We start from the raw sequence: 25948 nt of genomic DNA on the forward strand, positions 1-25948 counted from the left end.
CCCGTGCGCGACTATTTCCCACTCCGCCCCCTGGCCCTTCTCGCGTTCTTGACAGGCGCCGCCTGCACGGACGGTGGAAAGCCAACACCTCCGGTCGCGGAAGACGCTTCCCGGGCTCCCGCGCCCTTTCCCTGCGCCCACTTCGAGCAACTCCAGGGCTTCCTGCCCCAGAGCGTGGAAGGCCTGCCGCGCACCCGGGACGCGGGCTCCACCGGCCGCTATGGCGACGTGTCCGTGAGCGAGGCCGAGCGCAGCTTCATGCTCGGAGAGGAGCGCGAGGTGAAGGTGCGCATCGTGGACACGTCCCTGTCGAGGAAGCTGGGGCAGGCCATCCTCGCCGCGGCCAATGGGGCGCAGAGCCGGGCCCTGAATGATCCCACCGCCCCCATTTTCTGGAAGGACAAGGAGGCGGTGGGCTTCGTACGCTACGACGCGGCGAACGGGCTGGCCGAGGCCAGCCTGTTGGTGGGCAACCGGTATGTGGTGGCGGTGAGCAGCCGAGGTTTTCCGGGCACCGTGGAGGTGCGCCGGGTGGCGCGTGGACTCGACCTGGCGGCGCTGGCGCGGTTGGACCGGCCCACCGGGAACGCGGGCGTGCAATGAAAGGAGCATCCGTGGCGAAGGACAGAGGGGCGCGCACGAGCGCACCCAACGCGCAGGAGGAAGCTCAGGCGCGCGAGGAAGTGGCCGCCATGAACAAGCGCGCGTTCCTGGACCAGTACCAGCAACTCGCCCGGAGCTACACGGCGGATCCCGGCAATCCGGGCTCCTACGCCTGCGAGGGCTGTGAGCGATGCGCCAACTGCATGTTCTGCCGCGACTGCGACAGCTGCTACCAGTGCACCCACTGCACCCGCTGCGAGCTGTGCAACAACTGCTCGCACTGCGTGGAGTGCAAGCAGTGCCACCACTGCGCCTACTGCGTGCAGAGCGAGAACTGCACCGGCAGTGCCTACGTGGTGCTCTGCCGCAACCTGTCCGACTGCAACTACTGCTTCGGGTGCGTGGGCCTGTCCAAGAAGGACTTCCACATCCTCAACGTGCCCTTCCCTCGCACCGAGTACTTCAAGCAGGTCAAGCGGCTGCGCGCGGAGCTGGGCATCTGAATTAGAGGACGCGGACGAAGAACGCCTTGAGGTACTCGGTCTCCGGCAGGCCACCGAGTACCGGGTGATCCAACCCCGCCCCCCGGCGCTCCAATATCTGCACCGGCCGCTTCGCATCCGCGGCGGCCGACAGCACCATCTCCTCGAACTCCTCGCGCCCGAGCTTGCCCGAGCACGAGCAGGTGACGAGCAGCCCCTCGGGGCGCAGGCACTTGATGGCGCGCAGGTTGAGCTCATGGTACGCGCGCAGCGCCGTGGCCAGCCCCTCGCGCCGCTTGGCGAGCCCCGGTGGATCCACCACCACCGTGTCGAAGCGCTGGCTGGACTCGGAGTAGCGGCGCAGCACGTCGAAGGCGTTCGCGTTCTCCACCGTCACGTTGGAGCGCCCGTTGCGCGCGGCGTTCTCCCGGGCCCGCGCGGCGGCCGTGGCGTCCTGCTCCACCGCCACCACCGAGTCGCACGAGCGGCTGAGCGCCAGCGCGAATCCGCCGTGGTAGCTGAAGAGGTCCAACGCGGCCCCACGCGCCAGCTCGCCCGCGCGCAGGTGATTGTCCACCTGGTCCAGGAAGGCGCCCGTCTTCATGTCGCCCAGCAGGTTCACCTCGAAGAGGTTCTCCCCCTCGTGGTAGCCGAAGCGCGCATCGCCCTCGCCGTGCAGCAGCCGCACCTCGCGCGGCAGTCCCTCGAAGTCGCGCCCCGAGGCATCGTCCCGGCACACCACGTGGGTCGCCCCCGTGAGGCTCGCCAGGGTGCGCGCCACCCACTCCTTGCGCGCGTCCATGCCCTCGGAGAGCGTCTGCACCGACAGCCCCGCGCCATACCGGTCCACGAAGAGCCCGGGCAGCAGATCCGCCTCGCCATGCACCAGCCGCAGACCATCGCGCTGGCGCAGGAAGGAGCGCCGCGCGAGCGACGCCTCCAGACGCTGGCGCAGGAAGGCCTCGTCCACCTTCTCTTCCGCGGGCCCCTTGCGCGTGAGCAGCCGCAGCGCGAGCGGCGAGTGCTGCGCGTAGAAGGCCTGGCCCACGGGATTGCCCTGGGGGTCCACCACGGAGACCACCGCGCCCCGCTCCTGCGTGTCGGGCAGCTCCAGCAGCTCGGTGCGGTACACCCAGGGGTGGCCCCGGCGCAGGGACTTGGCGCCCTTGAGGCTCACCCGGACGAGCGGAAGCGAGGAGGAGGCACGAGGCATGGTCACTCCAGGCCCCGGGCGGCCAGCTCCTGGTCGTCCTCGCCCCGCAGATGCCCCACCTCGTGAAGCAGCGTCACCTTGATTTGTTCCCGTAATTCCTCCCGAGTGCGCACCGCGCGGGCGAGGTTGAGCCGATAGAGCGCCACTGAACGGCAGGGCGTCTCCGTACCATCACACGGCTCGCTCAGGGGCGGGCCGCGAAAAATGCCGAGAATGGTGGGCGACAGGGGGGGCTCGCCCGAGAGCAGATCATCGTCCGCCGGCAGCGCCTCGGCACGCACCGGCACCCCGGTGAGATCCCGGCGCATGTCCTCGGGAAGGGCCGCCACCGCCCGCGCCACCTCCTCGCGGAACTCCGCCTCGGAGGGCATCGGCGGCTCGGGAAAGTCCTGGGGCGAGAGCACTCGCGCCTTGTCGAAGTGCGATCGTGCCCGCGGCCACTTTCCCTCGCGCTCCAGCAGCAGGCCCAGGTGGTAGTGCGCGTGAGCACCCCGGGCCGCGTCGTCCACCAGGCGGGTGAAGGCCGCGCGCGCCTCGGCGAAACGGCACAGCTCGAAGAGCGCCAGGGCCTTCTCGTAGGAGGCCTCGGCATCATCCGGATGGCGCGCGAGCACGAGCTGGGCCCGCTGGAGCGCTTCCCGGGACTGGCCCAGATCGTTCAACGCGATGGCCGACACCAGGGCGAAGCGGGGCAGCATCTCCGGCGACACCTCGGCCTGGGACAACCCCCGCTCGGCATAGAGCGCGCCCAGCTCGTCGTACTCGCGCAGGGAGGGAAGCTGTACGGCATAGAGGTGCGCCGCGCCGAGCAACGCGTCCGGGTGGCCAGGCTCGAGCGCCAGCGCCCGCGCATAGGCCACCTGCGCCTCCGCCGTGCGCTCCAGCGCGGCCAGGGCCTCACCCCGCGCCGCGTGCGCGGAGGCCGAGTCCGGCGCCAGCGCGGACGCCTGGGCGGCACAGGCGAGCGCGTCCAGGGACTGGCCCTCGTCGAGGTAGAGCAGGGCCGCGTCGAGCGGCGCCTGGCCCCGCGCCTTGCACGGCGACAAGGGAGCGGGGGCGGGAGGCGCCGCGGGCGTGGCGGCCGGAACGGGCGCCACCTCGGCCACGGGCGGCGCCGCCGGGGCGGGCGTCCGCTGACAGGCACCAAGAAGCAGGAAGCAGAGGGCGAACGAACCGCGCCGGAGCATGAGGAGGCGCAGGCTACGGCATCCCCCCGAACCCGGGAAGAGCCGTGGTGCCTAGCCGCCTGCTCTCCGCTACATCTCCGAGGGAACGCAGGTGGACCGGCCGCCGTTCACCCGCACGTGGCGGCAGGTATGGAGGCTGCGCGGCACGGGCAGCTCATAGATGTACTGCAACACGTCCATGCTGCCGGACAGTTGCGTCTGGCTGGCCTGCTCCCGGTTGGGGCCGGGCTCGAAGAAGAGCGTGCTGTACTTCACCTGGCCCGTCTTCGACACCTGGATGGACATGGAAGGATCCGGCGGCGGAGCCACCACGTCGCGCTCCTGGAAGCGGGAGAACGTGTTGTTGGACGGGTTGGAGAAGCCCGCCGCGCAATTGGGCGCACCCGAGATGAAGTCACCCTGGAAGAGCCGCGCCTTGCTCGTGAAGGAGCCGGAGCACGCCGCGGACTGGCGAGGGTTGGTGGACACGACCGGGGTCGAGTACATGGAGTTCCACACGGCGCAGCTCGCGAGCACCGACGAGCCGCTGGCCGTCTTGTGCGACAGCCCGTCGTACTCATAGAACCAGCCGTAATCGTCCGAACCCGCGAACGGCTTGGTGGCGTCGCACGTGGTGCTACCGGAGGCACACGTGCAGGCCCCCCCGAGCGTGCACGTGACATCCGTCACGTTGACGAGGTCTCCCGAGCCCTTCACCCCGCCCCGGTCCGACAGACGCCGGCTGTCGAACTGGGCCGCATGGTTGGACGAGGGCTTGCCGGGATTCTCGTCGAACATGCGATTGGCGGTGCCGCCATAGGCCCACAGGCCGAAGAAGCGGTTCTTTCCGAGCGAGTTCGCGGTCACCGACGCCTTCACGTCCACATCCCCCATGAACAGGGTGTTGCCCGCGTCCTTCACGCGGCAGTCGAAGACGCCCGTCCCGCCCTGTCCGCACTGCACGCTGGTGCGCGCGAACTCGTAGTTGTCCGTGCCCGAGGTCGGCCGGGCGCAGACGTTGGCCTTGCGCTCCGCGAACGACGCCTTGATGAAGCTCGAGTTCGTCGCGGAGCCGCAGTAGTCGTACCCGCTGGAGGTGTTGAACGTCCGGGTCGTGCCGCCGCTGTAGACACGGTCTCCCCAGTTGCTCGTCACCTGGTAGAGGTCCGTGTCGTTGCGCGTGACCTTGTAGTCCACCTGCGTCTGGCCACACCCGAGCTTCGAGCAGGACTCCGGGTTGTCGAAGCGGCAGGTCCCCACCCCCTCATCCAGGATGGAGTAGCGGTTGCCCGTCCCCACGAAGGCGCGCAGGGCCTTGTTGTCCAACTGGAGGGCGAGCTCCGCCGTGTAGAAGAAGGGAGCACGGTTGCGGATGTCCTCCGACGACCTCGGAGCCGTGTCCTGACGGTCCATGGAGAACGCCCGGCCACCACTCCAGTTCTCCACCAGGCCCGACGCGCCAATGACGCCCGGCTCGAAGAAGCGCAACGTCCACAACTGGCCCCCCAGGTCACCCACCACCGCGGTGTCCGCGAAGCCATCGAAGCGGGGCCTGTCGTTGGAGCCGTAGTCCGTCATCTGCACCGGCGACACGAAGCCATACCGCATGTACTCGCGCGGCGCGTTGCCGTCGTTCATGGTCGACGTCGGGGAGTACTCCCACTTCCAGAGGAGGTTGTCCTTGCGGCTGTCCACCTTGCCGTTCCAGACATCCACCATGTAGATGCCGCGGCCCTTCTCCCCACCGGGAGACCAGCCACCGGACAGCATCGTCACCCACCGCTCCGAGGACTTCTTGCCGGGCTCACGCTCGATGCCGGTCGTCGACGCCAACAACACGGGGCCAATGGGCGGCGCCTTGCCACTCAAGCTGAAGAGCGTCTTGCCAAACACCATCGCCTCGTCCGTGCAGGGCTGCGGGAACATCCACCGGAAGGCCGGTGCGGCCGCCGCGCCCCGCTCCCCGGACTCCCACCGCAGATCCAGGGCGAAGTAGTGCGTTCCACCGCGGCCCTCGGCCACCACCGCCACGGTGTGGAACTCCCGGGCGGACTTCTCGCCATTGCCGTCCTCGTCCACCCAGATGTCGCGGACCATGATGTCGCCGTCGACGTAGTAGGCATGGCCCTGGAGCATGTCCTGCAGGCGAGGCAGCAGGTCCGACGGGATGAAGGCCCACGCCTCCTCACCGGCATTGGTGCTGTTGGCCGGGTAGGTGATGTTGCACGAGGCGTCTTCCTGACCCGTGCCATCGCGGAAGGCATGCAACATGCCGTCGTTGGCGCCCACGAGGATGAGGCGCTGCCGCATGCGCTGGCGGTACTGGTAGGCGTCATAGGCGTCCACGTCCCGCGTGCCGGACGCGCAACCGTTCAACGTGATGGTCGTCGGCTCCAGAGGCGTGGCGATGGTTCCACCCAGTTGCTCCGTGGTGGCATAGAGCGTGCGCACGCACTGGTTGCTCACGCCCAGCTCGCACAGGAACTTGTCCGAGGGCGGGTTCACCAGCACGGGCGTGGAGTGGAAGATGTCACCCAGCACGGACTCACGAATCTCGGAGCGCAGCCCGTCTCCGTCCTCGTCGAACAGGTCCTGACCGCGCACGTACTGGATGACCAGGGCCGTGCACAGCTTGTCGAATTCATCCCGCGTCGACGGCGAATCGGCCACCACGCCCGCGCGCGCGGTGTTCATCAACTGCGCCGCCTGGGCGACCGTCAGCTTCATCTTGTCCAGGATGAGCCCCGGCTTGTAGCTGGTGCCCGAGCCACTGGGACACAGCGGCGCTCCCGTCACGGCCACGTACTGACGGAGTTCATCGATGTTCTGGAGGTTGAATTCGACGAGCGCGTCGTCCTGGTTGATCAACCCATCCTTCCCGCTGCCCTTGATCCGCCCGTTGTCCGTCACCGTGTAGACCTTGCGGCTGTCCAGGGCGCGGGCGGCGAGCTTCGCTCCCGCCTCCCAGTAGGGCTCCGCCCTCTCCCCGAAGACGGTCTCCGTCGAGGACGTGGCGAAGGCCGAGACCTGGCGGAATTCACCGTCTTTGTTCTCCGCGACGGGCTTGCCCTGCTTGTCCACGAGGAACACGTCATCACGGTCCCCGTCGCCGTTCTTGTCCAGGTTCTCGACGAACTCGTTGTACTGCTCGAACCGGTAGAGCTTGCCCGCCCAGCCCTTGCTGCGCGAGGGCACCATGCGCGGGATGATCGCCAGCATCGACGAGTTCTGCGTCTGCAGGGTGTTGACGGCCGTGGCGGAGAACGCGTTGCTGCGGCTGTTGATGTTGTCGAGGATCTTGACGAGGGCCTGCTTGAGCTCGCTCGTGCTACGGGCCGAGTGGAACTCACCCCCGCCCAGGCGCGCCGTCTCCTGCAGCAGCTTGCTGGAGGACACGTCCTCGGAGAAGCCGATGGTGTACGTGGCCACGCTCTGCTGGCCGTCCTTGTCGGCGCGCAGATCCTTCTCCCACAGGAACTTGGCCACCTTGTGCAGGGCGCTCGACGTGCCGCAACCCGTGCAGGGCGTGGGATCGTTCTTGATGGCGTTGGGCAGGGTGAGGATCTTGCCCTCGTCATAGGGCTCGCCGTCCGTCAGGAGGATGACGGCGTTGAAGCCACACTCGAAGCACACCCCGTCCGACCTGGTGTAGTCGTTGTTGGCGTTCGCTGGAGACGCGTGCGTGCCGAAGAACGTGGTGTAGGGCGTGGGGGCCGCCTTGGACTGGAAGTAGTAGCCCGCCGCGTAGAGCGCATCCGACAGGGGCGTGTTGCAGCCATCCCAGCCCAGGCCGTTGCTCACCCCGTTCTGGTTGGTGAGGTTGCGCAGGAAGGTGCTGCGGTTGCTCTCCGCCGCGACGTTGTCCAGCGGGTAGGACTTGTCACACGTGGGGCCCATGTTCTGCGCGATGCACAGACACTGCGCCGAGGGGTTGTTGGACTTCTTGCCCCAGCAGCCATTGTCGTTGGCCGTCTCGTAGGCCATCACCCCGAAGCGCACCCCGTTCAGGTCGCGAACCACGTCGGCCAGCACCTTCACGGCGCCCGAGTCACGCGGCGCGTAGAAGTTGAGGAAGTTGCCCTTGACGCGGCGCTTCGCCGCGCTGCTGTCCTGGATGTAGTAGCCCTTGGTGTCCAGGCATTGCTTGCACAGATCGCGGTCCGCGGCGTTGGAGGACACGTCCTTGCTGCAGGCGTCGCTCACGGAGGTCCACGAAGAGGCCACCGGGGGCTTCTGGAAGGCGACGCCGTAGCCGCCTGTCGGAGCGGTGTAGTACTTGTTCGTGGCGAACCAGTCGCTGGACTGATCGTTCAGGTCCGTCCACATGCGCGGGTAGACTTCGTTCGGCTTGTAGCCCAGCTCCTCGAAGAACGCGTGCGAGCACCCCTTGCTGGTGGGCCAGGTGGTCGGCCACGCATGCATCGAGCCCGAGGTGTCGATGATGAAGAGGATGTTGGGCGGCCCGCTCGTCTTGGAGAAGAACTTCTCGTCTCCGCCCTGGACGGGGTTCATCAGCGAATCGAGTCGCGAGGTGGTGGGCAGACAGCAGGCCGCCTGATCGATGGCGACCGCCGTGTCCGCCCGGAGCAGCGCCGTCATCGCGGCGACAAGGCACAACGTCAGCTTGCGGAACATGGGGTCTCCCCTCAGATACCGTAACGGAAGAGGAACTCGACCTCGGACTCACGGCCAGCGATGGCCGGATTCCCCGAGGGCTCCTGGCACTTGACCACCACCCGGTAGTACTGCCCTCCCAGGATGGCGGAGGAGCGGTACACGTTGCCCACGGTGACGGCCTGTCCACTCGCGGCGCCCATGGTCACCGCGTCCACCGTGGTGACCGTGGTTTCCACATCGCCGCCGTAGTGGCCCGTCAGCATGTTCGTCCGCGCCTCGGGCCGCGGGTCGTCGATGAGCTGAGCGCTGAAGAGCTCGAGCGACCGGGTGGGCACCTGCTGCAGCGACAAGCGCGAGAGCAGATGGCGGCGCGCCGCGTCCACGCACATCCCGATGCGCTCACCGCGGATCTTCTCCGTGGCCGCCTCGCGGTTGCGATTGGTGAATTGGATGGCGCCGCCCACCAACACCATCAGCACGGTGAGGGCCACGAGGGTGAGCATCAGGGCATTGCCTCGGGCAGCCCGCGTTCTGGTTCGCATCGTCATGGGTCAACCTCCCCAGGCGTTTCCGGTGGTGTAGGCATTGCCCACCTCGGGGATGAAATCGGAGCGCGACAACATGTTCGGCACGCGCACCGTCGTGGTCATGGTGGTTCGGTAATAGCCATCCGCGGCGGCCTGCTCGGTGGAGTCCTCCACGTTCATGCGCGGAAAGGCGCGGCGGCCATTGGGCTCGGCGTCCGTCGAGCGCACGGTGATGCTCACTCGGACCGCGCGGATGTTCGCCGGGTGGGCGTTGTAGCGCGAGGCATCGTCATAGGAGGTGCTGAAGCGCGGCACCGGAGACGCCGTCGGGTCGGGCGTGCGCTCCGCGTCAACGCTGCCCACATCACCCAGCACCCAGTTGACGGGATTGGAGGACACGTCCACGGCCGGCGCCGCCGCGTGGGCGCTGCCGGGCGGCGGGCGGTTCATCACATACGCCACCTGGAAGGACTCCACGTCCGCGGCCAGGGGGACGGCATCCTCCGTGTCCAGATCATTCAGGCGCGAGAACGCCATCAGGAAGGGACGGCCCCCCAGGTCCATCACGCGGATGCGCAGCTCATGCATCAGCATCACGGAGGGGGTCGACTCGCCCCCCCTGGACAGACAGCCCTCGCCCGCGCCCACCGTCGACATCGCGGGGTCCAGGGCGAAGTTGCCGGACTCCGTGTCGCCACTGCTCACGCCCCCCGCGAGCGTCCGGAGCACCACGTAGCTCCCGCTCCCCCGGCAGGCGACGATGATGCGCTTGCCCTCGGGGAGATCCGTGCCGAACGTGTCCCCATCCAACAGGCTCACGCCGCCATTGACGTAGGTCCCCTTGCGCAGCCACGCCGGATCCCGGTAGCGCAGGGCCAGGTCATCCGTCACCGACTGGGGCACGCCCGCGCCGAACTCGAGCACCTGGTTGGACTTGGCGTTCGCGCCCAGCGCGGCGGTGTCGAAGTCGAACGCGAAACGTGGCTCCACGCCATAGCTGGCCATGCGCAAGCGCTGCTCGATGAACGACGTCGCCGTGCGCGCGCCTTCCACCGCCACCTTGATGCGCGACTCCGTCTGATAGGAGCCCTGCACCGCCAGCACCGTCAACGCCACGGCGCCCAGGATGATGGTCGTGGTGACCGAGCCCACCATGAGCTCGATCAACGTGAAGCCTCGCGGCGGCCTGCGGAAGCGCGGAGTCATGGACACCTTGTCAGATCTGCACACCGGTCGAGTTTCCGAATGAGCCCGAGTCGTAGAAGCCCAGGTGGTGGATCAAGAAGCGGCGCCGGCCCATCTCGGTCCACGACACCACGACCGACACCTGGTCCACCGTCACCAGGGACTGCTCGTCCGTGCGCGACACCCAGACGAGGATTCGGCGAAAGCGGCGCGCGTCCTCCTCGGGATAGCCGGGCAACAGCTTGTTGGCCGGGAGCGCGTCCCGCTCGGCGGCGTCCAGGTCGAAGATGCACCGCCGCCGCCAGGGCTCCGCGCCGGGCACCAGCGTCTCCAACCCGCCGGCGAGCGCCGTGACGCTCTCATCCGGCGCGCATTGCTCGGCGGTCAGGTATCCCCCCACGCCCCGCGTCTGACCCAACAGACGATCCGGGCCCATCATGTCCAGGGCCACGCGTGTCTGGGAGGCGATCCCCGAGGCATGCGTGGCCAGGTTCGCCATGGTGTTCTGCTGGCTGGCCAGGACGATGCCCTGGAACACCCCCACCAGACCGATGAGCAACACCACCGAGGCCACCATGCCCTCGATGAGGGACACGCCACGCCGAGCGGCCATGCGCCGGCGCGGAGGACGGAAAGAGCAGACCATGACAGGGGCTCCGGTTCGCATCAGGGAGAGAAGGAGGCCACGTAGCCAGAAGGGCCAGAGATGGCGAAGAGGTACTGGTGCTGGAGGTCCAGGCTGCTGAGGGCCAGCGCCTGGTTGGGAACGCTCTCGTATTGGCCCGCGCCATCCACGAAGCGCGCACTTCCATCCGGGCGGAAGACGATGGCCCCCCGCGGAGGCGCCCCCGAGCAGAATCCGCACGTCTCCACGCGCAAGTTCAAGAAGGGCGCCTTGTAGGGACCCACCACCCCGGGCGTCAGCGCCGAGAAGCGCACCTTCTTGCTGTAGTCCTCGAGGAAGTAGACCGCCGTCACGGTGTTGCGGACCTGGAGCGGCAGATCGAAGAGCAGCTGGGGCGACGGCACGAACCGGCTCGTGGTGTCCTCCACCATCAGGAAGGCCCCCTGCCCCGTCGTCATCGAGGCGCGTCCGGCCGTGGGATGGAAGACGATCCAGACCGGGTGGCCTCGCGACACCGCCTTGGCGCGCGCCGAGGACAACACCCCCTGCAGATCGAAGGCGGCGCTCTGCAGCGCCCCCCGGCGACCCACCGCGTCATAGGCCGCCATGGCGAGCCCCGCCAACACGCTGACGATGCCCAGCACGACCACCATCTCCAGCAGCGAGAAGCCCGCGCCCCGTCCCGCCCGCCTCGCTGGATTCGCCTGGCTTTTCAATCCGACAGTCCTGTTCAAGAAATCAGGGATCACACCCGGACCCGCCGTCCGCCGGGGAGCGCTCTGGCGCTCCGTCCCCATCACCGCTCCACTCTCCTGGTAAAAATCCCAGAAAAGTCCCACCTCGTCCATTATCGGGCCGACCCGCCGAGGGATGCTCGCTTCCCCGGCGGCCCTGGACGTGGGCTTCAACGTCCAGTGAGAGTGAAACTTTAAGAAACTGGGAGTCACGAACCGTCGCCAAGCAAATGCCAGGCCGCCTGCCAACCCCCTGGAATGAGGGAATGTCGGGAAGAGATCACCGCAGGTGTTGCGATGTAGAACCTCGCAAATTTTGCGAGGCTCGCAAAATGTAGTGACTCCGGATCACTCGGACAGCTCGGCCAGGATTTCCGAGAAAGCGGCGCGGGCGCGCACGAGCTCCCCGGGTTTGAAGCTGACGGCGGACACCACGGGGTGGCCTCCACCGCCATACCGCGAGGCGATGGCCGCCAGGTCGTGCCGCCGCTCCTGGGGACGCCACGGGTTGGAGCCCAGCGACACCTTGGCGCGCGAGGGTCCCTGCCCCACCCACAGGGTGTAGCGGGCCTCGGGGTAGAGGGCGTAGGCGATGAACTTGTTGAGGCTGTCCACCCCCTCGTCCGCGAGATCGAAGGAGACGACGCCCCGCTCGTACCGGGCATGGGTGCGCACCAGCTCGATGTGGCGCTGGTGGCGCGCGAGCAGCGGGGCCAGCGGCTCGGCGATGAGCGGGGAGGCGGCGATGGCCGCCAGCGGCTCCGTCTGCATCCGCTCGATGACCTGGGGGATGAGGCCCGGATCCTTGGTGGACTCCAGCACCGTCATGATGCGCAGGGCGGGCTCCTCCAACGCCACGGCCATCTGGGGCGAGGGAAAGAGCGCGCCGTCGATGATCTCCGCCCAATGCAGCAAGTCCGCCAGGGGCGAGGGATCCCACCCGAAGCGCTCGCGCGCCACGTCCGCCAGGTAGACGGTGCAGCTCTTGCGGTGGGCGTCATGGAACTTGCGCCCACTGGTGTCGGCGCGGAAATGGGCCTCGTCCCCGGGCTGCTGGAAGGCGGAGACGTGGTGGTCGAACCACCAGGTGAGCCGGGGATCCTGGCTGTAGCGGAAGTCGACGATGGCGTTCTCCTCCGCTCCGGAGAAGACGGAGGCATCGATCGGCGCGCCCCCCGCCGTGTGGGACAGCCCCCGGTAGCTGAAACGCGCGTCCGCGCGGACCCGCTCCCGGTAGAACCGGGTGAAGACCGCCGCGCTCGCGGCACCGTCGAAACAGTTGTCGTGGAAGAGGACCTGGACGTTCATGGGTCGCCCTTACCCCACGACCCTGGGGGGGTGTGTACGAAAAGACTCGACGAAACGAGCCATCCCGCCTCGAAAATTGAACGAAGTTTGGAATCCTGCCCCCCAGTGCCAGGGGAGTGGTGACTACAACCCCTTGGAATCTCGAAGAGGGCGGACGAGCAAGCCCCTGGCACGCCGCATGCAAAAACTTTCAGCGCATCCAGCGTCGATCACACGGTGGTGAAGGCGGGAGGAGATCATGGCCAGGACGACGACCCAGAAGCGCGGTTCGATTCAACGGCAGGGACGGCGCGTCATGCCGACGATGCGGCGCACGGCCCGCAAGGCGGCTCCGGCGCAGCTCACGCTGGGGGAGCTCATCGCGGCGGCCTACGACACGGCGGCCGGTGAGAAGCGCGAAGTGCTCAAGCTCGTCACCTCACCGCAGATGGCCCGTCTGTTGGGTCGGCGCATCGTGCTGGTGGATTGAGTTCCGCCCGACCCACCCGGCGGCCCGTCGTCAGGGCACGTCGCTGATGGAGATGTATTGATTCTGGGTGGGCTCGCCCGCCAGCAGCCTGCTGAAATCCCGGGCGTTGTTGGGATGCACGAGGAAGGTCCCCGCGGTCGACTCCAGTCGCACCGGCTCGGGCAGGATCTCCTCGTGGCTCCGCGCGCCCTGAGCGACGGACGCGCCCACGCTGGCGCCCGGTGACGTCGCGGTCGCACAGCCCGACAAGACCAGCACACAGCACACGGCGTGGAGTTTCATCCCAGGACCTCCCGAAGAGACATGGCCCGTGAACCGGCCAATGGGGGCGCCTGCGTACGTCGCTTTCGCTCGGGAGGCAAGTCCCCGAGCCCTCGCCTTTGTTCAGAAAGCACGACACCCGCGCCCCGGGAACCGGGACACGGGTGTCTGGCTCATTCCATGTGCGAGAGGACTAGCGCGGCTGCCAGCGCGGCCGGTGATCATCGCCGCGGTTCGTCTGGATGGAGCCCCAGGTGTGGGTCAGGACGGGCCCCTCCTTGAGGGTGATGGCATCCGTGCCCGCCGGGTTGAGCTTCTGCACCTGCAGCCTGGAGCCGGAGACGTAGGCGAGGAAGTAGCCGTCGGGCGAGAAGGACGGGAGGGTCGACTCGTTGGCGAACTCGATCTCGGTCCCCGGGGTCCCCGAGGCATCGATGGCTTGCACGAAGACGACATTGCCCTGCCTGCCACCGCAGTTGCTCCCGTTGCACAGCACGGCGGAGCCCGAGGTCGGCTTGTGGTAGTACACCCGGACGTAGGCGACATGCGTCCCGCTCGGCGACCAGGTGTGATTGGCGATGAACGACTTCACCTCGCCGCTCGCGTCGGTGGACTCGGTGCGCGCCAGGGCCACCTCCCGCACCGTGCTCGACGCGGGGTCGAAGCTGTAGAGGCCGGTCAGCGGAGTGGCCGAGCCGAAGTCCTCCGTGACGCCCTTCGCATCCAGGTAGATGAGCACGCCATTGGCCTTGTTGTGCAGCGGCTGCTCGCCCGTGGTGGGTGGACCCGAGATCGGGGCATCGCTCCCCGTGGTGATCGACCGGCTCTTCAACCCCTGGCCGTTGGCGCTGTACGCGAAGCTGTTGCCATCCGCCGCCCAGGACGGGAAGACACCGCTGGTGGTCGCGGACTGGACCGCGCCACCCGCGCCCGGAAGGTACGAGATGCCCGTGGTGGACGAGCCCGCCGTCTTGCCCCAGGCGATGTAGCTCGAGGGCTCCCACTCCATGTAGCGGAACTCGGAAGTGCCAGCGGCCGTGGCCGTGGTGAGCTCGGTCTGGTTGGCCGTCCCGAACGGAACGGGACGGCTCCAGAGCGCCACGGTGGTGTCGGCGGCCGTGTTCTCGAAGGCCACCGCGGTGCCCTCCTTGTTCCAGCGGGGGAAGCGGCTCGTGCCCGTGGTGTCCTGGCTCAAGGCCTCCGCCGCGCCCGGGGCGGCCGCCGCTCCAGGCGTCTTGTAATGAACGACCACGGCACGATCCGTGGTCGTCGTGCCACTGACCCGCTCCGTCACCGCCAGGCGCAACGGCTGGCACTTCTGGGCCTCGCAGAACAGACCCGCCATGCAGCTCGCCGAGGTCGTGCAGTCACCCCCCTCGGAGATCGTCATGTCCTCTGGAGGCGGAGTTCCCGCGTCCTCCTCGCCCCCCGTTCCGGAGTCCGGCGTCCCCGCGTCAGGCTCCGGGGTGGGCGTTCCGGAGTCCGGCGTCGAAGTCGAGACATCCTCGGCCACGCACTTGTTCGAGCGGCAGACCCAGGTCTTGCCCTCGCCAGCGCTCCCCTTGTTGTTGTTACAATCGTAACGATCGACACACTCCTCGGCACAGCCAGTCGCCACCATCATCAGCGCGCCCATGAGCGCAGCCACGACACCCCGATTGGTCATATGCACCCTCCAAAAGCCGCCGCGTGGCTATAGGGCACTTTGAAAGCCGGGGCCGGGGCATTGCGCTTCGAGCCATCCCCCGGTGTCTCGGGATGAACGACAACTCCACGCCTTCCTCATGAACCTTTCCAATGATTGACACCCACTGCCATCTCGACGCGTCGCGTTTCGATCCGGATCGCGAGGACGTGCTCGCCCGCGCCTGGGCCGCTGGACTGCACGGCATCCTCGTGCCGGGTGTGGGACCGGACAATTGGGAGCCCTTGTGTGCCCTGTCCCGTGCCGACCCCCGGCTCCAGGTGGGACTCGGCATCCATCCCCAGATGCTGCCCCACCTCCCGCCCGAGGAGGACGAGGAGCACCTGGAGCGCCTGGACGCGATGCTCGCGCGCGGAGGGGTCATCGCCGTGGGCGAGTGTGGACTGGACGGCCCCTCGGCCGAGGGCGCTCCCATGGAGCGCCAGGTGGCGGTGCTGCGGCGGCACCTGGAGCTCGCGCGCAAGCATGACCTGCCCGTGCTGATGCACTGCTTTCGCGCGCACCCCGCCCTCATCGAGCTGCTCAAGCGCGAGCCCCTGCCCGAGGCGGGCGTGCTGATGCACAGCTACGGCGGAGGCGTGGACCTGGCGCGCTTCTACATCCAGAAGGGCTGCCACTTCTCCTTCGCGGGCCCAGTCACCTGGGCCGAGGCACGCAAGCCCCTGGACGCCCTGCGCGTGATCCCCCCCGAGCGGCTCATGGTGGAGACGGATGCCCCGGATCAAGCCCCCACGCCCCACCGGGGCCAGCGCTCGGAGCCGGGCTACCTGCCCCGGGTCATCGAGGGCATGGCCCGCACCCTGGGAGAACCCGTGGAGGTGCTCGCCCAGCGGACGACCGAGAACGCCCGCCGCTTCTTCCGGGAAGCATTCCCCACCCCTTCGCGGTAGGGAGGCGGTCGCGTTATAGAGGTCCCCCATGGAACCGCAGCCCCCCGCTCCCGAGACCCTTCCCTCCCCCGTGGCGCCGCCCGCGGCGCCCGAGCCCAAGCCCTTCAAGCTGCACCGGCGCTTCGACCGGACCGGCCGCCTGCTCGGAGACCCGGCCATGGAGCGCCTGTCGTCGGCGCGCGTGGTGGTGTTCGGCATGGGGGGGGTGGGCAGCTACGCCGCCGAGGGCATCGTGCGCAGCGGCGTGGGCCACCTCACGCTGGTGGACTTCGACACCGTGTGCGTCACCAACTCCAACCGCCAGCTCCACGCCACCGTGAAGACGGTGGGCAAGCCCAAGGCGGAGTTGATGGCCCAGCGCTGCCGGGAGATCAACCCCGAGGCCCAGGTCCAGGCCCTGTGCGAGTTCTACCGCGATGAACTGGCCGACCAGCTCCTGGCGCCGGGCAGCTACGACTACGTGGTGGACGCCATCGACAACGTGAAGGCGAAGCTGCACCTGTTGCACCGCTGCGTGAGCCTCGGCATCCCCGTGGTGAGCTCCATGGGCGCCGCGGGCCGGTTGGATCCCACGGCCATCCGCGTGGAGGACCTGTGCGAGACGCACATGGATCCCTTCGCCAAGGACATCCGCAAGCTGCTCAAGCGCAAGTACAACGTGAACACCGATCGGCCCACGGGCATCACCGCCGTCTACTCCATCGAGACGCGGCGCCAGCCCCTGTCCCTGCGCTACGACGCGGACGACGGCTTCACCTGCGTGTGCCCCAACGACAACGACTTCCACACTTGTGAGAAGCGCACGCAGATCGACGGCAGCGTGGCCTTCGTCACCTCCGTGTTCGGCATGAACGCGGCGGGCGTGGTGGTTCGCCGACTGTCGGTAGCTCGCTAGCGGCCACCCACGGCAGTAGACATCCGCGCGAGCCGTAGTAGACCCCTCCTGAAGCATCCGGTTCACCACCACGGGCCCGATCCAGGAGGGGCATCATCGTCACCGAACTCGCCATCATCCTGTTGCTCGTCTTCGCCAACGGCATCTTCGCGGGCGCGGAACTGGCGCTCATCTCGATTCGCAAGACCCGGCTCCAGGAGCTGATCGATCAGGGCAGCGGCGCCGCGGGCTCGGTCAAGGCGCTCCGGGACAACCCCGAGCGATTCCTCGCCACGGTGCAGATCGGCATCACCGTCGTGGGCTCCACGGCGGCGGCCTTCGGCGGCGCGTCCATCGCCCAGCGCCTGAGCGCTCCCCTCCAGGGACTCGGACTGCCGCCGGAGCGCGCCGAGGGCGTGGCCTTCGCGCTGGTGGTGGGGCTCGTGTCCTACCTCTCCCTGGTGCTGGGAGAGCTGGTGCCCAAGTCGCTCGCCCTGCGCTACTCCGAGCGCTACGCCCTGATCATCGGTCCTCCCTTGAGGGGCCTGTCACGGTTGATGAAGCCCGTGGTGTGGCTGCTCACGTTCAGCTCCAACCTGGTGCTGCGCCTCTTCGGGGACAAGACGTCGTTCACCGAGTCCCGCCTGTCGCCCGAGGAGCTCCAGCAGCTCGTCGAGGAAGCGGCCCGCAGCGGCGGCCTCCATCCGCGCAGCGGGGAGATCGCCTCGCGCGCGTTCGACCTGGCGGACCTGTTGGTGACGGACGTGATGGTGCCCCGCACCCGCGTGGTGGCGCTGCGGCGGCACTCCTCTCCCCAGGAAGTCCAGCGGATGCTCCTGGAGGAGGGCCACAGCCGCATGCCCGTCTACGAGGGCAGCATCGATCACATCATCGGGTACGTGGTGGCCAAGGATCTGCTGTCGTTCGCGTTGGAGCAGCAGCTCATCCTGTTGGAGGACGTGCTGCGCCCCGCCTACTTCGTGCCCGAGGCCATGCGCGCCCTGGACGTGCTCCATCAGATGCAGGTGCGGCGGATCCAACTGGCCATCGTCGTGGACGAGCAGGGCGGGCTCGCGGGGGTCGTCACCATGAAGGACCTGGTGGAGGAGCTGGTGGGCACCATCGCGAGCGAGCACGAGACCCCACCCGACTCCATCCGGCACGAGCCCGAGGGCACCCTGGTCGTCGAGGCGACCCTGCCCATCCGGGAACTCAACCGGGCCCTCGAGTGGGTGGAACTGCCCGAGGGTGACACCTGGACCACCGTGGGCGGCCTGTGCACGTCCCTGGCCGGCGCCATTCCCACCACCGGAGCGCGCTTCACCCTGGCCGACGGCACCGTGCTCGAGGTCGTGGAGGCCTCGGCGCGCCGGGTGAAGCAGGTCCGCATCCACCCCGGACCCCGCTCGCCGGAAACCCAGCCCCCGGGGTGAGAGCCCACGCGCCTCGGGTTCAGGCCGCCCGCACCGCCGCCTCGCGGCCACAGGGGCGGCGGAAGACGCACCGGGCGCACGTGGAGGCGTCCTCCGTCTGAGGGAAGGCGGACTCGTCCTTGGGCGTGTTGGTGGCCGGATCCGCGAGCAGGCCGCGCATGCGCGCCACGCTCTCGGCGAAGCGCTCCTTGAAGCCCGCCACCGCGTTCTCGTCCACCTGCACCTGATGCTCCACCCCGTCGTTCAGGTACACGAGGGAGGCGCGCACCTTCTCCAGGGGCAGCCGGTAGCGCTGCGACACGTAGAGCGCGTAGCCAAGCACCTGCTCGTCATACCCCTCGCGCACCTTGCCCGTCTTCCAGTCCACCACCACGGGGGAGCCCTCCGCGTCCACATAGGCGAAGTCGGGGATGGCGAATACCTTCACGCCCTCCAGCGTGAAGGTGGAGAAATCCGCGCCCGCGTCCACCTCCAGCCACTGCGTGGACTTGAGGCCGCGCGCGAGTTCGGGCCAGCGCGACTGGAAGAACCAGCCGAGCGCCGAACGCACCGTCTCCGCGTTCTGCTTCCAGGCCTCGTCGGAGATGGGCTCGTCGTACTCGTGCTCCACCAGGCCACCGAAGGCCTTGCGGCCCTTCTGCGTGCGGTACGACTTGCCGCGCGAGAAGCGGAAATCCTCCCGCATGGTGGTGAGCGCCCGCGCCTCCACCTTCGCCGGGTCCACCTTGAGCCCCGCGCGCCAGTCCAGCAGCGCGTCGCGGATCGCGTCGTGCACCATGCTGCCCGCCCAGGTGAAGCGGTTGCCCAGCTTCTTGAGCAGATACAGCTCGCGCACGTCGCTCGGGGCCCCGGCCCCCCAGCCACCCCAGGAGCGGTAGTAATAGAAGTAGTAGGCCCGGGAGCACTCCTGGAGCTTCTCGTGACGGCTCTTGGACCAGGAGAAATCGTTGGTGAACGCGCGCGGCATGAAGGGCACGCATCCTAGATCAGGGGCTCGGTGACGCCGCAAGGGGGACAGGCGAGCAGGCACACCCCGGCAGGTCCTTCACCCCTCGAAACGAGCCGCTATGGTGCGCGCCCTCATGACCACCCAACACTTCCAGGGAAGGGTCGCGCTCATCACCGGCGCGTCCAGCGGCATTGGCCGCGCGGCGGCACTCGCCTACGCGGCACGAGGTGCCCATGTCGTGCTCGCCGCCCGCCGGGAGTCCGCGCTGCGGGACGCCGCGCGCGAGGTGGAAGCCCTGGGCGTCCGTGCGCTGCCCGTGCGCTGTGATGTCACGAGCGAGGAGGACGTGGCACGTCTCATCAGCGAGACGCGAGACGCTTTCGGAGGGCTGGACTTCCTCGTCAACAACGCGGGGCTCGGGCTCTACGGCCCCGTCGAGGGCTTCAGCGAGGCGCAACTGCGCCAGGTGTTCGAGATCAACTTCTTCGGCCTCGTGCGCGTCACACGTGCCGCCCTGCCCTTGCTGCGCGCGCGCGCACCGGGCTCCCAGGTGCTCAACGTCAGTTCGGTGCTGGGGCACCGGGGCCTGCCCTTGCTGGGTGGCTACGGCGCGTCCAAGGCCGCGGTGAACCTGCTCACCGAGTCCCTGCGCGCCGAGCTGGCCGCCGAGGGCATCCGCGTGCTGCTCGTCTCCCCGGGACTCACCGAGACGGAATTCCGCGACGCCCGCCTCAACGCCGAGGGGTGGCGCCAGGACGCCATTCCCCTCAACGCCATGAGCGCCGAGGCCGTGGCCCAGGCGCTGGTGCGCGCCAGCCATCGCGAGCGCCGGGAGACGGTGCTCACCCTGCCCGGCCGGGCCATGGTGCTCGCCAACCGGCTCGTGCCCGGGCTCTTCGATCGCGTGGCCCGCCGCATCGCCAATCCCGCCCGAAAGCCATGAGTCCGCCCCGCAAGCGCGACACCGCTCCCACGGCGCCGCTCCTCCCGCCCGAACGCCGCGAGCGCGTGCGCGCGGGACTGCTCGACGGGTACGACCGGCAGAAGCGGGATCTCCCCTGGCGCCGCACGCGGGATCCGTACGCCATCTGGCTCAGCGAGGTGATGCTGCAGCAGACGCAGGTGGCCACCGTCATTCCCTACTGGGAGCGCTTCCTCCAGCGCTTTCCCACGGTGGAGGCGCTCGCGAGCGCGCCCCTGCCAGACGTGCTCGCCGCCTGGCGGGGCCTCGGCTACTACTCACGCGCGCGCAACCTGCACCTCGCCGCCCAGGAGGTGGTGGCCCGCTTCGGCGGCCGGCTGCCCTCCACCGCCGCCGAGCTGCTCACCCTGCCCGGCTTCGGCCGCTACACGGCGGGAGCCGTGGCCTCCATCGCCTTCGGTGAGTCCGCGCCCCTGGTGGATGGCAACGTGGCCCGCGTCCTCTCGCGCCTCTTCGAGGTGGAGGGCGCGCCCGGAGACCGCGCCCGCGAGGCCCGCCTGTGGGCGCTCGCCACGGCGCTGGTTCCCGGCGAGCGGCCCGGTGACTTCAACCAGGCCCTCATGGAGCACGGCGCCACCGTGTGCCGTCCGGAAAACCCCCTCTGCCTCCTGTGCTCCGTGCGCGAGGAATGCCTCGCCTACCGCCACGGCCGTGTGGATGAACTGCCCCCGGCCAAGGTGCGCGCGGCCCCCAAGCGGATGACGCTCGCGGTGGCCGTCTGGGCCCACGCGGGACGCCTGTTGCTCGCCCGGCGCGCCGAGAAGGGCCTGTTCGGCGGACTCTGGGAGCTGCCCGCCGTCGAAGTGGATGACGATACGCCCGCGCCCGAGTCCGCCGCCCGGCTCTCCCAGGCGCTCGGCACGCCCGTGCACGTCGAGGCCGCCCTGGGGACCGTGCGCCGGCAACTCACCCACCGCGCCTTGTCGCTGCGGCTGCTGCGCGTGACGGGCACGACACACCCCACCCATGCGCCCGCCTTCCAGGAGCTGCGCTGGTGCACCCCCCAGGATGCTTCCTCGCTCGGTATGAGCACCGCCATGCACAAGGCGTTCGAGGCCGCGCTCGACGCGGGGGCGCTCGCGCCATGAGTCACCTCCCTGTTGGGTAGCGGACACGCCCGGGACTCACCTGTCGCGCCGAGAACGAAGAGCCGACGACGCGATTCTCCCGCCGCGGAGACCCGTCCAATGTCCTGGGCCTACGTCTTCCTGATCCCGAGGAGTCCCCCATGGCACGCGCGCACGCAAAGACGAATCACTCCAACAAGCATTCCCAACAGAAGCCGGCGCCCCCGGCGCCTGTCGTCAACTCCACGGCGCCGATCGCGCACACGCCCAACACGGCCCCCTCCGCGCACACGGCGGCCACCACGGACGTGACGTCCGTTTCGGCGGCCCCGGCCGTCCGCCATGGCCCCACCAACGAGCAGATCGCCGCTCGCGCCTATGAACTCTTCCTCTCGCGCGGCGGCGCCCACGGCCATCACGACGAGGACTGGCTCCAGGCCGAGCGCGACCTGAAGCTCGGGCGCTGAGGTAACGCTCAGCCCTCCGCCGAGGGACGCGGTGGCTCCGTCCGGACGCCCAGCGCGTCCTGGAGCCGCCGCTTCGCCACCTGGAGCTGTTCGAGGACGAGTCCGGCATCCTCCACCGAACGCATCGCCAGACCGCACGCCGGGGTGAGCAGCATCTGGACGCCCTCTCGCGCGAAGGAACGTCCCGGGGGCAGCGCCGCCTCGAGTGACACCTCCACCGCGTCCACCAACTCCCCCACGTCATACGCGGACGACGGCTCCGTGGGGATGATGCCCAGACTCAACGTCGCCCCCGAGTCCAGGAAACGCGAGAACGGGCCGGACTCCTCCAGCACCGCGTCCAGCGACCGCCGGACGTCCATCGCCAGCACGTCCAGCCCCGCGTCCAACAAGAGCGCCCAGTCCGTGTTGCCGCAGCAATGCACCCCCACCAGGGCGCCCTCGCGCCGCAGGGCCACCACCAGCAGCCGCAACTCCTGCAGGGCCAGCAGGTGCCGCGCATTGCCTCGCGAGAAGGCGGACAGGCCCGGCTCATCCAGGAAGAAGAGCGGCGTCGTCCCCGTGCGGCGCAGGGCCTTCACCATGGCCAGCGCCCGCGCGAGCCCCAGCCGGTGGATTCCCGCGTCCAGCCCGGGAACCTCCAGGGCGGAGACCCCCTCCCGCGTGCGGGTCACCAGGCGCGCCGTGAAGGACCCGGCCAACTGCGCCTTGGCGAAGGGCAACTTGCGGTTCTCCACCTCCCACAGGAAGGGCCGCCACGCCCGGCACCCCTCGAGTGAGGGCTCGAAGGCCTCCAACGAGCCCGAGTCCAACGCCGTCTCCAACCGTTCCTCGAAAGCCGCGCGCCCCGCCGACCATTCCTCCAGGTCCACCGTGCACAGGCCGTGCTCGTCCCAGCGCAGTCCGGGCAATCCCTCCAGGGCCTGGGGAATCATGAACTCCGAGGGCCTGCCCACCGGCAACTGGGGCAGGAAGGGAATGTCCAGGGCGAGCGCGGCCTGGAGGCCCTCTTCGAGATGGGTGTGGGGAAGGCTCCCGATGCCCGTGGTGGCCAGGGGAGGCAGGACCTCGAGGGCACGGCGGACGGTCGGATCGCTCATGACCCCCATCTAACCCGGAAGCGCCAACGCCCGGCCGTCCCACGGGCCGGACCTCCCGGAAGGCCTGATGAGTGAACACATGTCTCCGCTCCAGGTGCATTGCTCCCGCTGCCTTGGACCGGTATGGCTTCCGAGCACCGATGCCGCCCTCGCGAGACCCCTCCGCCCTTGCCCTGGAACTGCTGCGCAGCGCCCGTCCCCACGTGCGCGCGCGTTCGCGAAGCCCCGGCTACTACCAGGCCGCGGATCGCTTCTCCGAGATGTTCCTGGGCCGCGCCTTCCAGTTGGAACCCGACTACTTCAAGGCCGTGGGGACGGACTACTCGGCCATCGACTGTCTTTACGAGGAGCTGGGTCCGGACACGGGACGCCCCGGTGAATCGCCGGAGGCCGTGACCGAGCGCCTGCAGGAGATGACCCGGCCAGGGCCCGCCTACGCCGCGCTCGTTCCCCTCGAGGCCGCGCTCGAGGCGCCCACCTGCTCCCTCCTCGACGTGTGCCGGGCCCTGCTCGGCGCCATCACGGTGCTGGGCCACGAGTCGCTCGAGCGGCGGGGACTTTCCGAGTCGAGGGAAGACTGGTCCCGGCTCTGGCAGGACCGCGTCTGGCGGCAGAACAGCCAGCAGGCGCGCTTGTACCGGTTGATCCAGGTGATGCGAGCCCCTCCAGAGGAGAAGGCCGGACGGCTGGAGGCACTCGGGGCGGCCCGGGACGAATTGCGCGTGCGCGGCACCGGCTTCGCGCGAGGCGTGCACGAGTACCTGGAGCGCTACGGCGAAACGGGCGCGGCCTCGGTCGCCCTGGTGGGCGGACTGCCCTTCTCCCAGGCGCTCACGCCACGGGGCCTCTCCGAGGTGCTGCGGCTGCTCCAAGGAGAGGCGGACTTCCTCGGGCGGATGGCGCGCCTGATGCGCTTCGCGCAGGACGTCCGCTTCGACCCCACGGAACCCCTCAACTCGGGGGTGATGGGCTACGCGGCCGAGTACCGCCAGAACCTCGCCGACCTGGATGCCACCCGGCTGCCCAAGGCGGAACTCGACACCCGGTTGCGCGAGGAATGGAACAGCACCCTGGCCGACACCCGCCAGCGCTTCGACACCCTGGTCTCGGCCACACGGGAGGAGAGCGCGCGCAGCACCCTCCAGGGATTCGTGACGGGCTTCTACGCCATCGCCGCGCGTCTGGTGGAAGCCGGACACGAGCCCTGACCCCAGGGCCGACATCCGGCTCCCCGCGCCTCCTACCCGCGCATCCGCAACATCAGCAGGGCGCTCAACTCGAAGGCCGTGTCGATGCGCTCCATGCGGTAGAGCTCCTTGGAGATCCAGCACTTCACCTTGACCTCCGCCGGGACGAAGGGGCTGTAGTGCCGCATCATCCACCGGGACGCCCGATCGAGCGCCAGGGAGATGCCGGAGTGGCGCACGCCGTGACGCTCCAGGAAGCCGAGCATCAGCACCGCGTAGGCCGTCTCCGTCATGTTCGCGGGGCCCACGGAGCTCCAGCCGCCATCGGCCGACTGCGCGGAGAGCACCGCGTGCAGGGCCTTGTACACCGCGTCCATGTGCGGCGAGTCCACCAGTCCGACGACCGAGTGGAACGTCGTGTACAGCCACGAGCGGTTCCACTTGTCGAAGGACCAGCGGCCCGTGGGCTCCTGACGCGAGAGCAGGTAGTTCTGGAAGGGCTCCAGCCCCTCCGTCTTGCCCAGCATGCGCAGCGCATGGATGCAGCGGGCCGTCAGCGTCGGCGAGGAATTCATCTCGCCCGGATAGGCGATGAAGTGGTCATCCTTCTGGAAGCGGTAGAGCAGCGCCGGATCCGCGTCCATCCCCAGGGCCCGCATCGCGGCCACCACCGCGCTCGTGTCATCCCCGTCCTGGAGGAAGTGGTCGCTCATGCCAATGCCCTGCGGCCCCAGGGCCCGCGTCAAACCCCTCATCACCGAGGTCACCGGGCCCGACAGCCGGGGATCATCCAGCAGCCCCGCCATGAGCAGGGCATAGACCACGAAGGACTGCTCGAAATAGGTGTGAGGCGCACCCACGGGCACCACCCCCTGCAGCTCCGAGCCCGTCGAGCGCGAGGACTCGCGCAGGTACTGGCGGCCCCGCTGCACGAAGGACTCCAGCTCGGGCCGGCCCTGGGCGGCCTTGATCCAGGCGGCCGTGGCGGACGCGCTGTGGCCAATGCTCCCCGCCCCATCCATCAGCGCCGTGGTGGGCTCGGTGCCCCACGTCTCCCAGACATGAATCCACGGAACGCCGGCGCGCATCGGCAGCTTGGAGATGAGCTTGCGCTTGCGCTCCCCCAGCGCCATCAGCTTCGCGTAGGGCTCGCGCGGCAGCGCCTCTTCCTCTCCCAGCTCGCTCAGCAGACTGGGCAGGAGGATCTCCGCGGCCACGGGCAGCTCGTCCACCACCAGCTCGGACCAGAGCGGCGCCTGGGCGCGCAGGAAGCGCAGGCCCGCCTCGATGGCGCCACGCGTCCGCGGGTGCTGGGGAAAACGCCGCAGGGCCAGGATCGCGGACAGCGTGGGGATGTCCCGGTGCAACGGCAGGACCGAATCCCCCCATCCCCCATCCGAAACCTGCTGATCCAGCAACCAATCCACCACGGGCGACGTGCTGTCCTCCGGTGTGAGGAGTCGCAGCACCTGGGCGGTATCATAGACGGAAGGGCTCATGAGCCCGCCGCCCTGACCCGTCTTGGAGACAAGGGATTGCAACTCCGCCATCAGGACATCCTGGATCCTGTCGCCAAAAACACGGGCAGCAGGAGACGAGCGGAACGGCACCGCGACATCTTGGATTCTTCGCATAGAAGACAGGGAGCTGGGGTGGGGGGGTTGTGGGGGAAAAGACAGACTTCCTCCCCGCCATTTCGGGAGGAGCCGCTCACGGAGTGAGCGAAATAAAGGTCCCATGGAACGACTCGATGTCCAAAAAACATCTCTTATCGAAGACGGCGGCATGGCGGGTAACCCGGAAGGTGCGCGCACCCCGTCATTCGTGGCAATGGATGCCCTGTTCCGCCCGTCCGATGTCTGACTTCACCTGGAGTCGAGAAAATGCAAATCGCCCAGGAAAACGCGAGCGGGCCGGGACCCCGGCGGGACTTGGACAGGGGGATAGGACCGCGAGACTCCAGAGGTCTCCTGTCCCTCTGGAGTTCCCAGTTTATGCCGTCGGGAAACCGGAGGCCTGGCGGGTGGGGTGCACGCCCATGTCTTCCAGTCGCAATGACTGGAACAACAAACTGGGACCTTTCAAACGCGGACATGGGAATGGC

At 68.7% G+C, this 25948-nt stretch carries 24 protein-coding genes; 11 read left to right on the top strand and 13 right to left on the bottom strand.

All coding sequences use genetic code 11. The annotated features are described in order from the left end of the window. Window positions 1-3: 3 nt before the first annotated feature. Complete coding sequence (locus MEBOL_RS04355) at window positions 4-603, top strand: hypothetical protein (RefSeq protein ID WP_095976220.1); 600 nt, start codon at window positions 4-6, stop codon at window positions 601-603. Window positions 604-614: 11 nt separating this feature from the next. After that, the gene (locus MEBOL_RS04360) at window positions 615-1106 is read left to right on the top strand and encodes a caib/baif family protein (RefSeq protein WP_425437599.1); all 492 of its coding nucleotides are present in this window, start codon (window positions 615-617) and stop codon (window positions 1104-1106) included. Between the two features lies 1 nt (window position 1107). Here MEBOL_RS04360 and MEBOL_RS04365 read toward each other — a convergent pair whose 3' ends face one another. The 8 genes from MEBOL_RS04365 to MEBOL_RS04400 form a co-directional block, all read right to left on the bottom strand. Next, window positions 1108-2298, bottom strand: coding sequence for a class I SAM-dependent rRNA methyltransferase (locus tag MEBOL_RS04365; RefSeq protein WP_095976222.1), 1191 nt, complete (start codon window positions 2296-2298; stop codon window positions 1108-1110). Between the two features lie 2 nt (window positions 2299-2300). Continuing rightward, window positions 2301-3485: a metallopeptidase family protein gene (locus MEBOL_RS04370; protein ID WP_095976223.1), complete on the bottom strand. Its 1185-nt coding sequence runs from the start codon at window positions 3483-3485 to the stop codon at window positions 2301-2303. A gap of 69 nt (window positions 3486-3554) precedes the next feature. Next, complete coding sequence (locus MEBOL_RS04375) at window positions 3555-8099, bottom strand: pilus assembly protein (RefSeq protein ID WP_095976224.1); 4545 nt, start codon at window positions 8097-8099, stop codon at window positions 3555-3557. Between the two features lie 11 nt (window positions 8100-8110). Next, entirely contained in the window at window positions 8111-8629 is a 519-nt protein-coding gene (locus MEBOL_RS04380; RefSeq protein WP_157774745.1) for a hypothetical protein, read from the bottom strand. A gap of 3 nt (window positions 8630-8632) precedes the next feature. Beyond that, a complete protein-coding gene (locus tag MEBOL_RS04385; RefSeq protein ID WP_095976226.1) occupies window positions 8633-9814 on the bottom strand; it encodes a PilW family protein in 1182 nt (393 codons plus the stop codon). A gap of 10 nt (window positions 9815-9824) precedes the next feature. Continuing rightward, window positions 9825-10439 carry a type IV pilus modification PilV family protein gene (locus MEBOL_RS04390; RefSeq protein WP_095976227.1) on the bottom strand — a complete coding sequence of 205 codons (615 nt, stop codon included), beginning with the start codon at window positions 10437-10439 and terminating at the stop codon, window positions 9825-9827. A gap of 20 nt (window positions 10440-10459) precedes the next feature. Beyond that, entirely contained in the window at window positions 10460-11134 is a 675-nt protein-coding gene (locus tag MEBOL_RS04395) for a pilus assembly FimT family protein (RefSeq protein ID WP_157774747.1), read from the bottom strand. A 366-nt stretch (window positions 11135-11500) separates the two neighbouring features. After that, the gene (locus tag MEBOL_RS04400; protein ID WP_095976229.1) at window positions 11501-12460 is read right to left on the bottom strand and encodes a DHH family phosphoesterase; all 960 of its coding nucleotides are present in this window, start codon (window positions 12458-12460) and stop codon (window positions 11501-11503) included. Window positions 12461-12698: 238 nt separating this feature from the next. Between MEBOL_RS04400 and MEBOL_RS04405 the strand changes: the two genes are divergently transcribed. After that, window positions 12699-12929, top strand: coding sequence for a hypothetical protein (locus MEBOL_RS04405; RefSeq protein WP_095976230.1), 231 nt, complete (start codon window positions 12699-12701; stop codon window positions 12927-12929). A 30-nt stretch (window positions 12930-12959) separates the two neighbouring features. On the opposite strand, the gene MEBOL_RS04410 is transcribed toward MEBOL_RS04405, so the two are convergent. Then, the gene (locus MEBOL_RS04410) at window positions 12960-13211 is read right to left on the bottom strand and encodes a hypothetical protein (protein WP_095976231.1); all 252 of its coding nucleotides are present in this window, start codon (window positions 13209-13211) and stop codon (window positions 12960-12962) included. A gap of 172 nt (window positions 13212-13383) precedes the next feature. Beyond that, on the bottom strand, window positions 13384-14856 hold the full coding sequence (locus MEBOL_RS04415; RefSeq protein WP_095976232.1) for a TolB-like translocation protein: 1473 nt from the start codon (window positions 14854-14856) through the stop codon (window positions 13384-13386). A 131-nt stretch (window positions 14857-14987) separates the two neighbouring features. Between MEBOL_RS04415 and MEBOL_RS04420 the strand changes: the two genes are divergently transcribed. The 3 genes from MEBOL_RS04420 (at window position 14988) to MEBOL_RS04430 (ending at window position 18092) form a co-directional block, all read left to right on the top strand. Next, a complete protein-coding gene (locus MEBOL_RS04420; protein ID WP_095976233.1) occupies window positions 14988-15785 on the top strand; it encodes a TatD family hydrolase in 798 nt (265 codons plus the stop codon). Between the two features lie 28 nt (window positions 15786-15813). Then, window positions 15814-16680, top strand: a complete 867-nt coding sequence (locus MEBOL_RS04425) for a tRNA threonylcarbamoyladenosine dehydratase (RefSeq protein WP_095976234.1) — start codon at window positions 15814-15816, stop codon at window positions 16678-16680. Window positions 16681-16802: 122 nt separating this feature from the next. Then, window positions 16803-18092: a hemolysin family protein gene (locus MEBOL_RS04430; RefSeq protein WP_095976235.1), complete on the top strand. Its 1290-nt coding sequence runs from the start codon at window positions 16803-16805 to the stop codon at window positions 18090-18092. Window positions 18093-18111: 19 nt separating this feature from the next. On the opposite strand, the gene MEBOL_RS04435 is transcribed toward MEBOL_RS04430, so the two are convergent. After that, entirely contained in the window at window positions 18112-19059 is a 948-nt protein-coding gene (locus tag MEBOL_RS04435) for a PD-(D/E)XK nuclease family protein (RefSeq protein ID WP_095976236.1), read from the bottom strand. Window positions 19060-19174: 115 nt separating this feature from the next. Between MEBOL_RS04435 and MEBOL_RS04440 the strand changes: the two genes are divergently transcribed. The 3 genes from MEBOL_RS04440 to MEBOL_RS04450 all read left to right on the top strand — a co-directional run bounded on the left by MEBOL_RS04440 (window position 19175) and on the right by MEBOL_RS04450 (window position 21557). Next, window positions 19175-19984, top strand: a complete 810-nt coding sequence (locus MEBOL_RS04440; protein WP_245919449.1) for an SDR family oxidoreductase — start codon at window positions 19175-19177, stop codon at window positions 19982-19984. Next, complete coding sequence (gene mutY / locus MEBOL_RS04445; protein ID WP_095976238.1) at window positions 19981-21111, top strand: A/G-specific adenine glycosylase; 1131 nt, start codon at window positions 19981-19983, stop codon at window positions 21109-21111. Before MEBOL_RS04440 ends, mutY begins: the two co-directional genes overlap by 4 nt. A 140-nt stretch (window positions 21112-21251) precedes the next feature. Further along, window positions 21252-21557 carry a DUF2934 domain-containing protein gene (locus tag MEBOL_RS04450; RefSeq protein ID WP_095976239.1) on the top strand — a complete coding sequence of 102 codons (306 nt, stop codon included), beginning with the start codon at window positions 21252-21254 and terminating at the stop codon, window positions 21555-21557. An 8-nt stretch (window positions 21558-21565) separates the two neighbouring features. Here the strand turns inward: MEBOL_RS04450 and MEBOL_RS04455 are convergent, their stop codons facing one another. Then, entirely contained in the window at window positions 21566-22657 is a 1092-nt protein-coding gene (locus MEBOL_RS04455; protein WP_095982582.1) for a uroporphyrinogen decarboxylase/cobalamine-independent methonine synthase family protein, read from the bottom strand. Between the two features lie 140 nt (window positions 22658-22797). Between MEBOL_RS04455 and MEBOL_RS04460 the strand changes: the two genes are divergently transcribed. Next, a complete protein-coding gene (locus MEBOL_RS04460; protein ID WP_095976240.1) occupies window positions 22798-23865 on the top strand; it encodes a hypothetical protein in 1068 nt (355 codons plus the stop codon). A 32-nt stretch (window positions 23866-23897) separates the two neighbouring features. Here MEBOL_RS04460 and MEBOL_RS04465 read toward each other — a convergent pair whose 3' ends face one another. Further along, on the bottom strand, window positions 23898-25394 hold the full coding sequence (locus MEBOL_RS04465; RefSeq protein ID WP_170115445.1) for a prenyltransferase/squalene oxidase repeat-containing protein: 1497 nt from the start codon (window positions 25392-25394) through the stop codon (window positions 23898-23900). A 187-nt stretch (window positions 25395-25581) separates the two neighbouring features. Between MEBOL_RS04465 and MEBOL_RS43560 the strand changes: the two genes are divergently transcribed. Further along, the gene (locus MEBOL_RS43560; RefSeq protein ID WP_281256640.1) at window positions 25582-25707 is read left to right on the top strand and encodes a hypothetical protein; all 126 of its coding nucleotides are present in this window, start codon (window positions 25582-25584) and stop codon (window positions 25705-25707) included. Window positions 25708-25948: the final 241 nt, after the last annotated feature.

The organism is Melittangium boletus DSM 14713 (genome assembly GCF_002305855.1).
GTDB lineage: Bacteria > Myxococcota > Myxococcia > Myxococcales > Myxococcaceae > Cystobacter > Cystobacter boletus.

Coding starts and splice junctions, on each gene's coding strand:
- MEBOL_RS04365 (WP_095976222.1), bottom strand. CDS start 2,298: ATGCCTCGTGCCTCCTCCTCGCTTCCGCTCGTCCGGGTGAGCCTCAAG.
- MEBOL_RS04370 (WP_095976223.1), bottom strand. CDS start 3,485: ATGCTCCGGCGCGGTTCGTTCGCCCTCTGCTTCCTGCTTCTTGGTGCC.
- MEBOL_RS04375 (WP_095976224.1), bottom strand. CDS start 8,099: ATGTTCCGCAAGCTGACGTTGTGCCTTGTCGCCGCGATGACGGCGCTG.
- MEBOL_RS04380 (WP_157774745.1), bottom strand. CDS start 8,629: ATGACGATGCGAACCAGAACGCGGGCTGCCCGAGGCAATGCCCTGATG.
- MEBOL_RS04385 (WP_095976226.1), bottom strand. CDS start 9,814: ATGACTCCGCGCTTCCGCAGGCCGCCGCGAGGCTTCACGTTGATCGAG.
- MEBOL_RS04390 (WP_095976227.1), bottom strand. CDS start 10,439: ATGGTCTGCTCTTTCCGTCCTCCGCGCCGGCGCATGGCCGCTCGGCGT.
- MEBOL_RS04400 (WP_095976229.1), bottom strand. CDS start 12,460: ATGAACGTCCAGGTCCTCTTCCACGACAACTGTTTCGACGGTGCCGCG.
- MEBOL_RS04405 (WP_095976230.1), top strand. CDS start 12,699: ATGGCCAGGACGACGACCCAGAAGCGCGGTTCGATTCAACGGCAGGGA.
- MEBOL_RS04410 (WP_095976231.1), bottom strand. CDS start 13,211: ATGAAACTCCACGCCGTGTGCTGTGTGCTGGTCTTGTCGGGCTGTGCG.
- MEBOL_RS04415 (WP_095976232.1), bottom strand. CDS start 14,856: ATGACCAATCGGGGTGTCGTGGCTGCGCTCATGGGCGCGCTGATGATG.
- MEBOL_RS04420 (WP_095976233.1), top strand. CDS start 14,988: ATGATTGACACCCACTGCCATCTCGACGCGTCGCGTTTCGATCCGGAT.
- MEBOL_RS04425 (WP_095976234.1), top strand. CDS start 15,814: ATGGAACCGCAGCCCCCCGCTCCCGAGACCCTTCCCTCCCCCGTGGCG.
- MEBOL_RS04435 (WP_095976236.1), bottom strand. CDS start 19,059: ATGCCGCGCGCGTTCACCAACGATTTCTCCTGGTCCAAGAGCCGTCAC.
- MEBOL_RS04440 (WP_245919449.1), top strand. CDS start 19,175: ATGACCACCCAACACTTCCAGGGAAGGGTCGCGCTCATCACCGGCGCG.
- mutY (WP_095976238.1), top strand. CDS start 19,981: ATGAGTCCGCCCCGCAAGCGCGACACCGCTCCCACGGCGCCGCTCCTC.
- MEBOL_RS04450 (WP_095976239.1), top strand. CDS start 21,252: ATGGCACGCGCGCACGCAAAGACGAATCACTCCAACAAGCATTCCCAA.
- MEBOL_RS04455 (WP_095982582.1), bottom strand. CDS start 22,657: ATGAGCGATCCGACCGTCCGCCGTGCCCTCGAGGTCCTGCCTCCCCTG.
- MEBOL_RS04460 (WP_095976240.1), top strand. CDS start 22,798: ATGCCGCCCTCGCGAGACCCCTCCGCCCTTGCCCTGGAACTGCTGCGC.
- MEBOL_RS04465 (WP_170115445.1), bottom strand. CDS start 25,394: ATGGCGGAGTTGCAATCCCTTGTCTCCAAGACGGGTCAGGGCGGCGGG.
- MEBOL_RS43560 (WP_281256640.1), top strand. CDS start 25,582: ATGGAACGACTCGATGTCCAAAAAACATCTCTTATCGAAGACGGCGGC.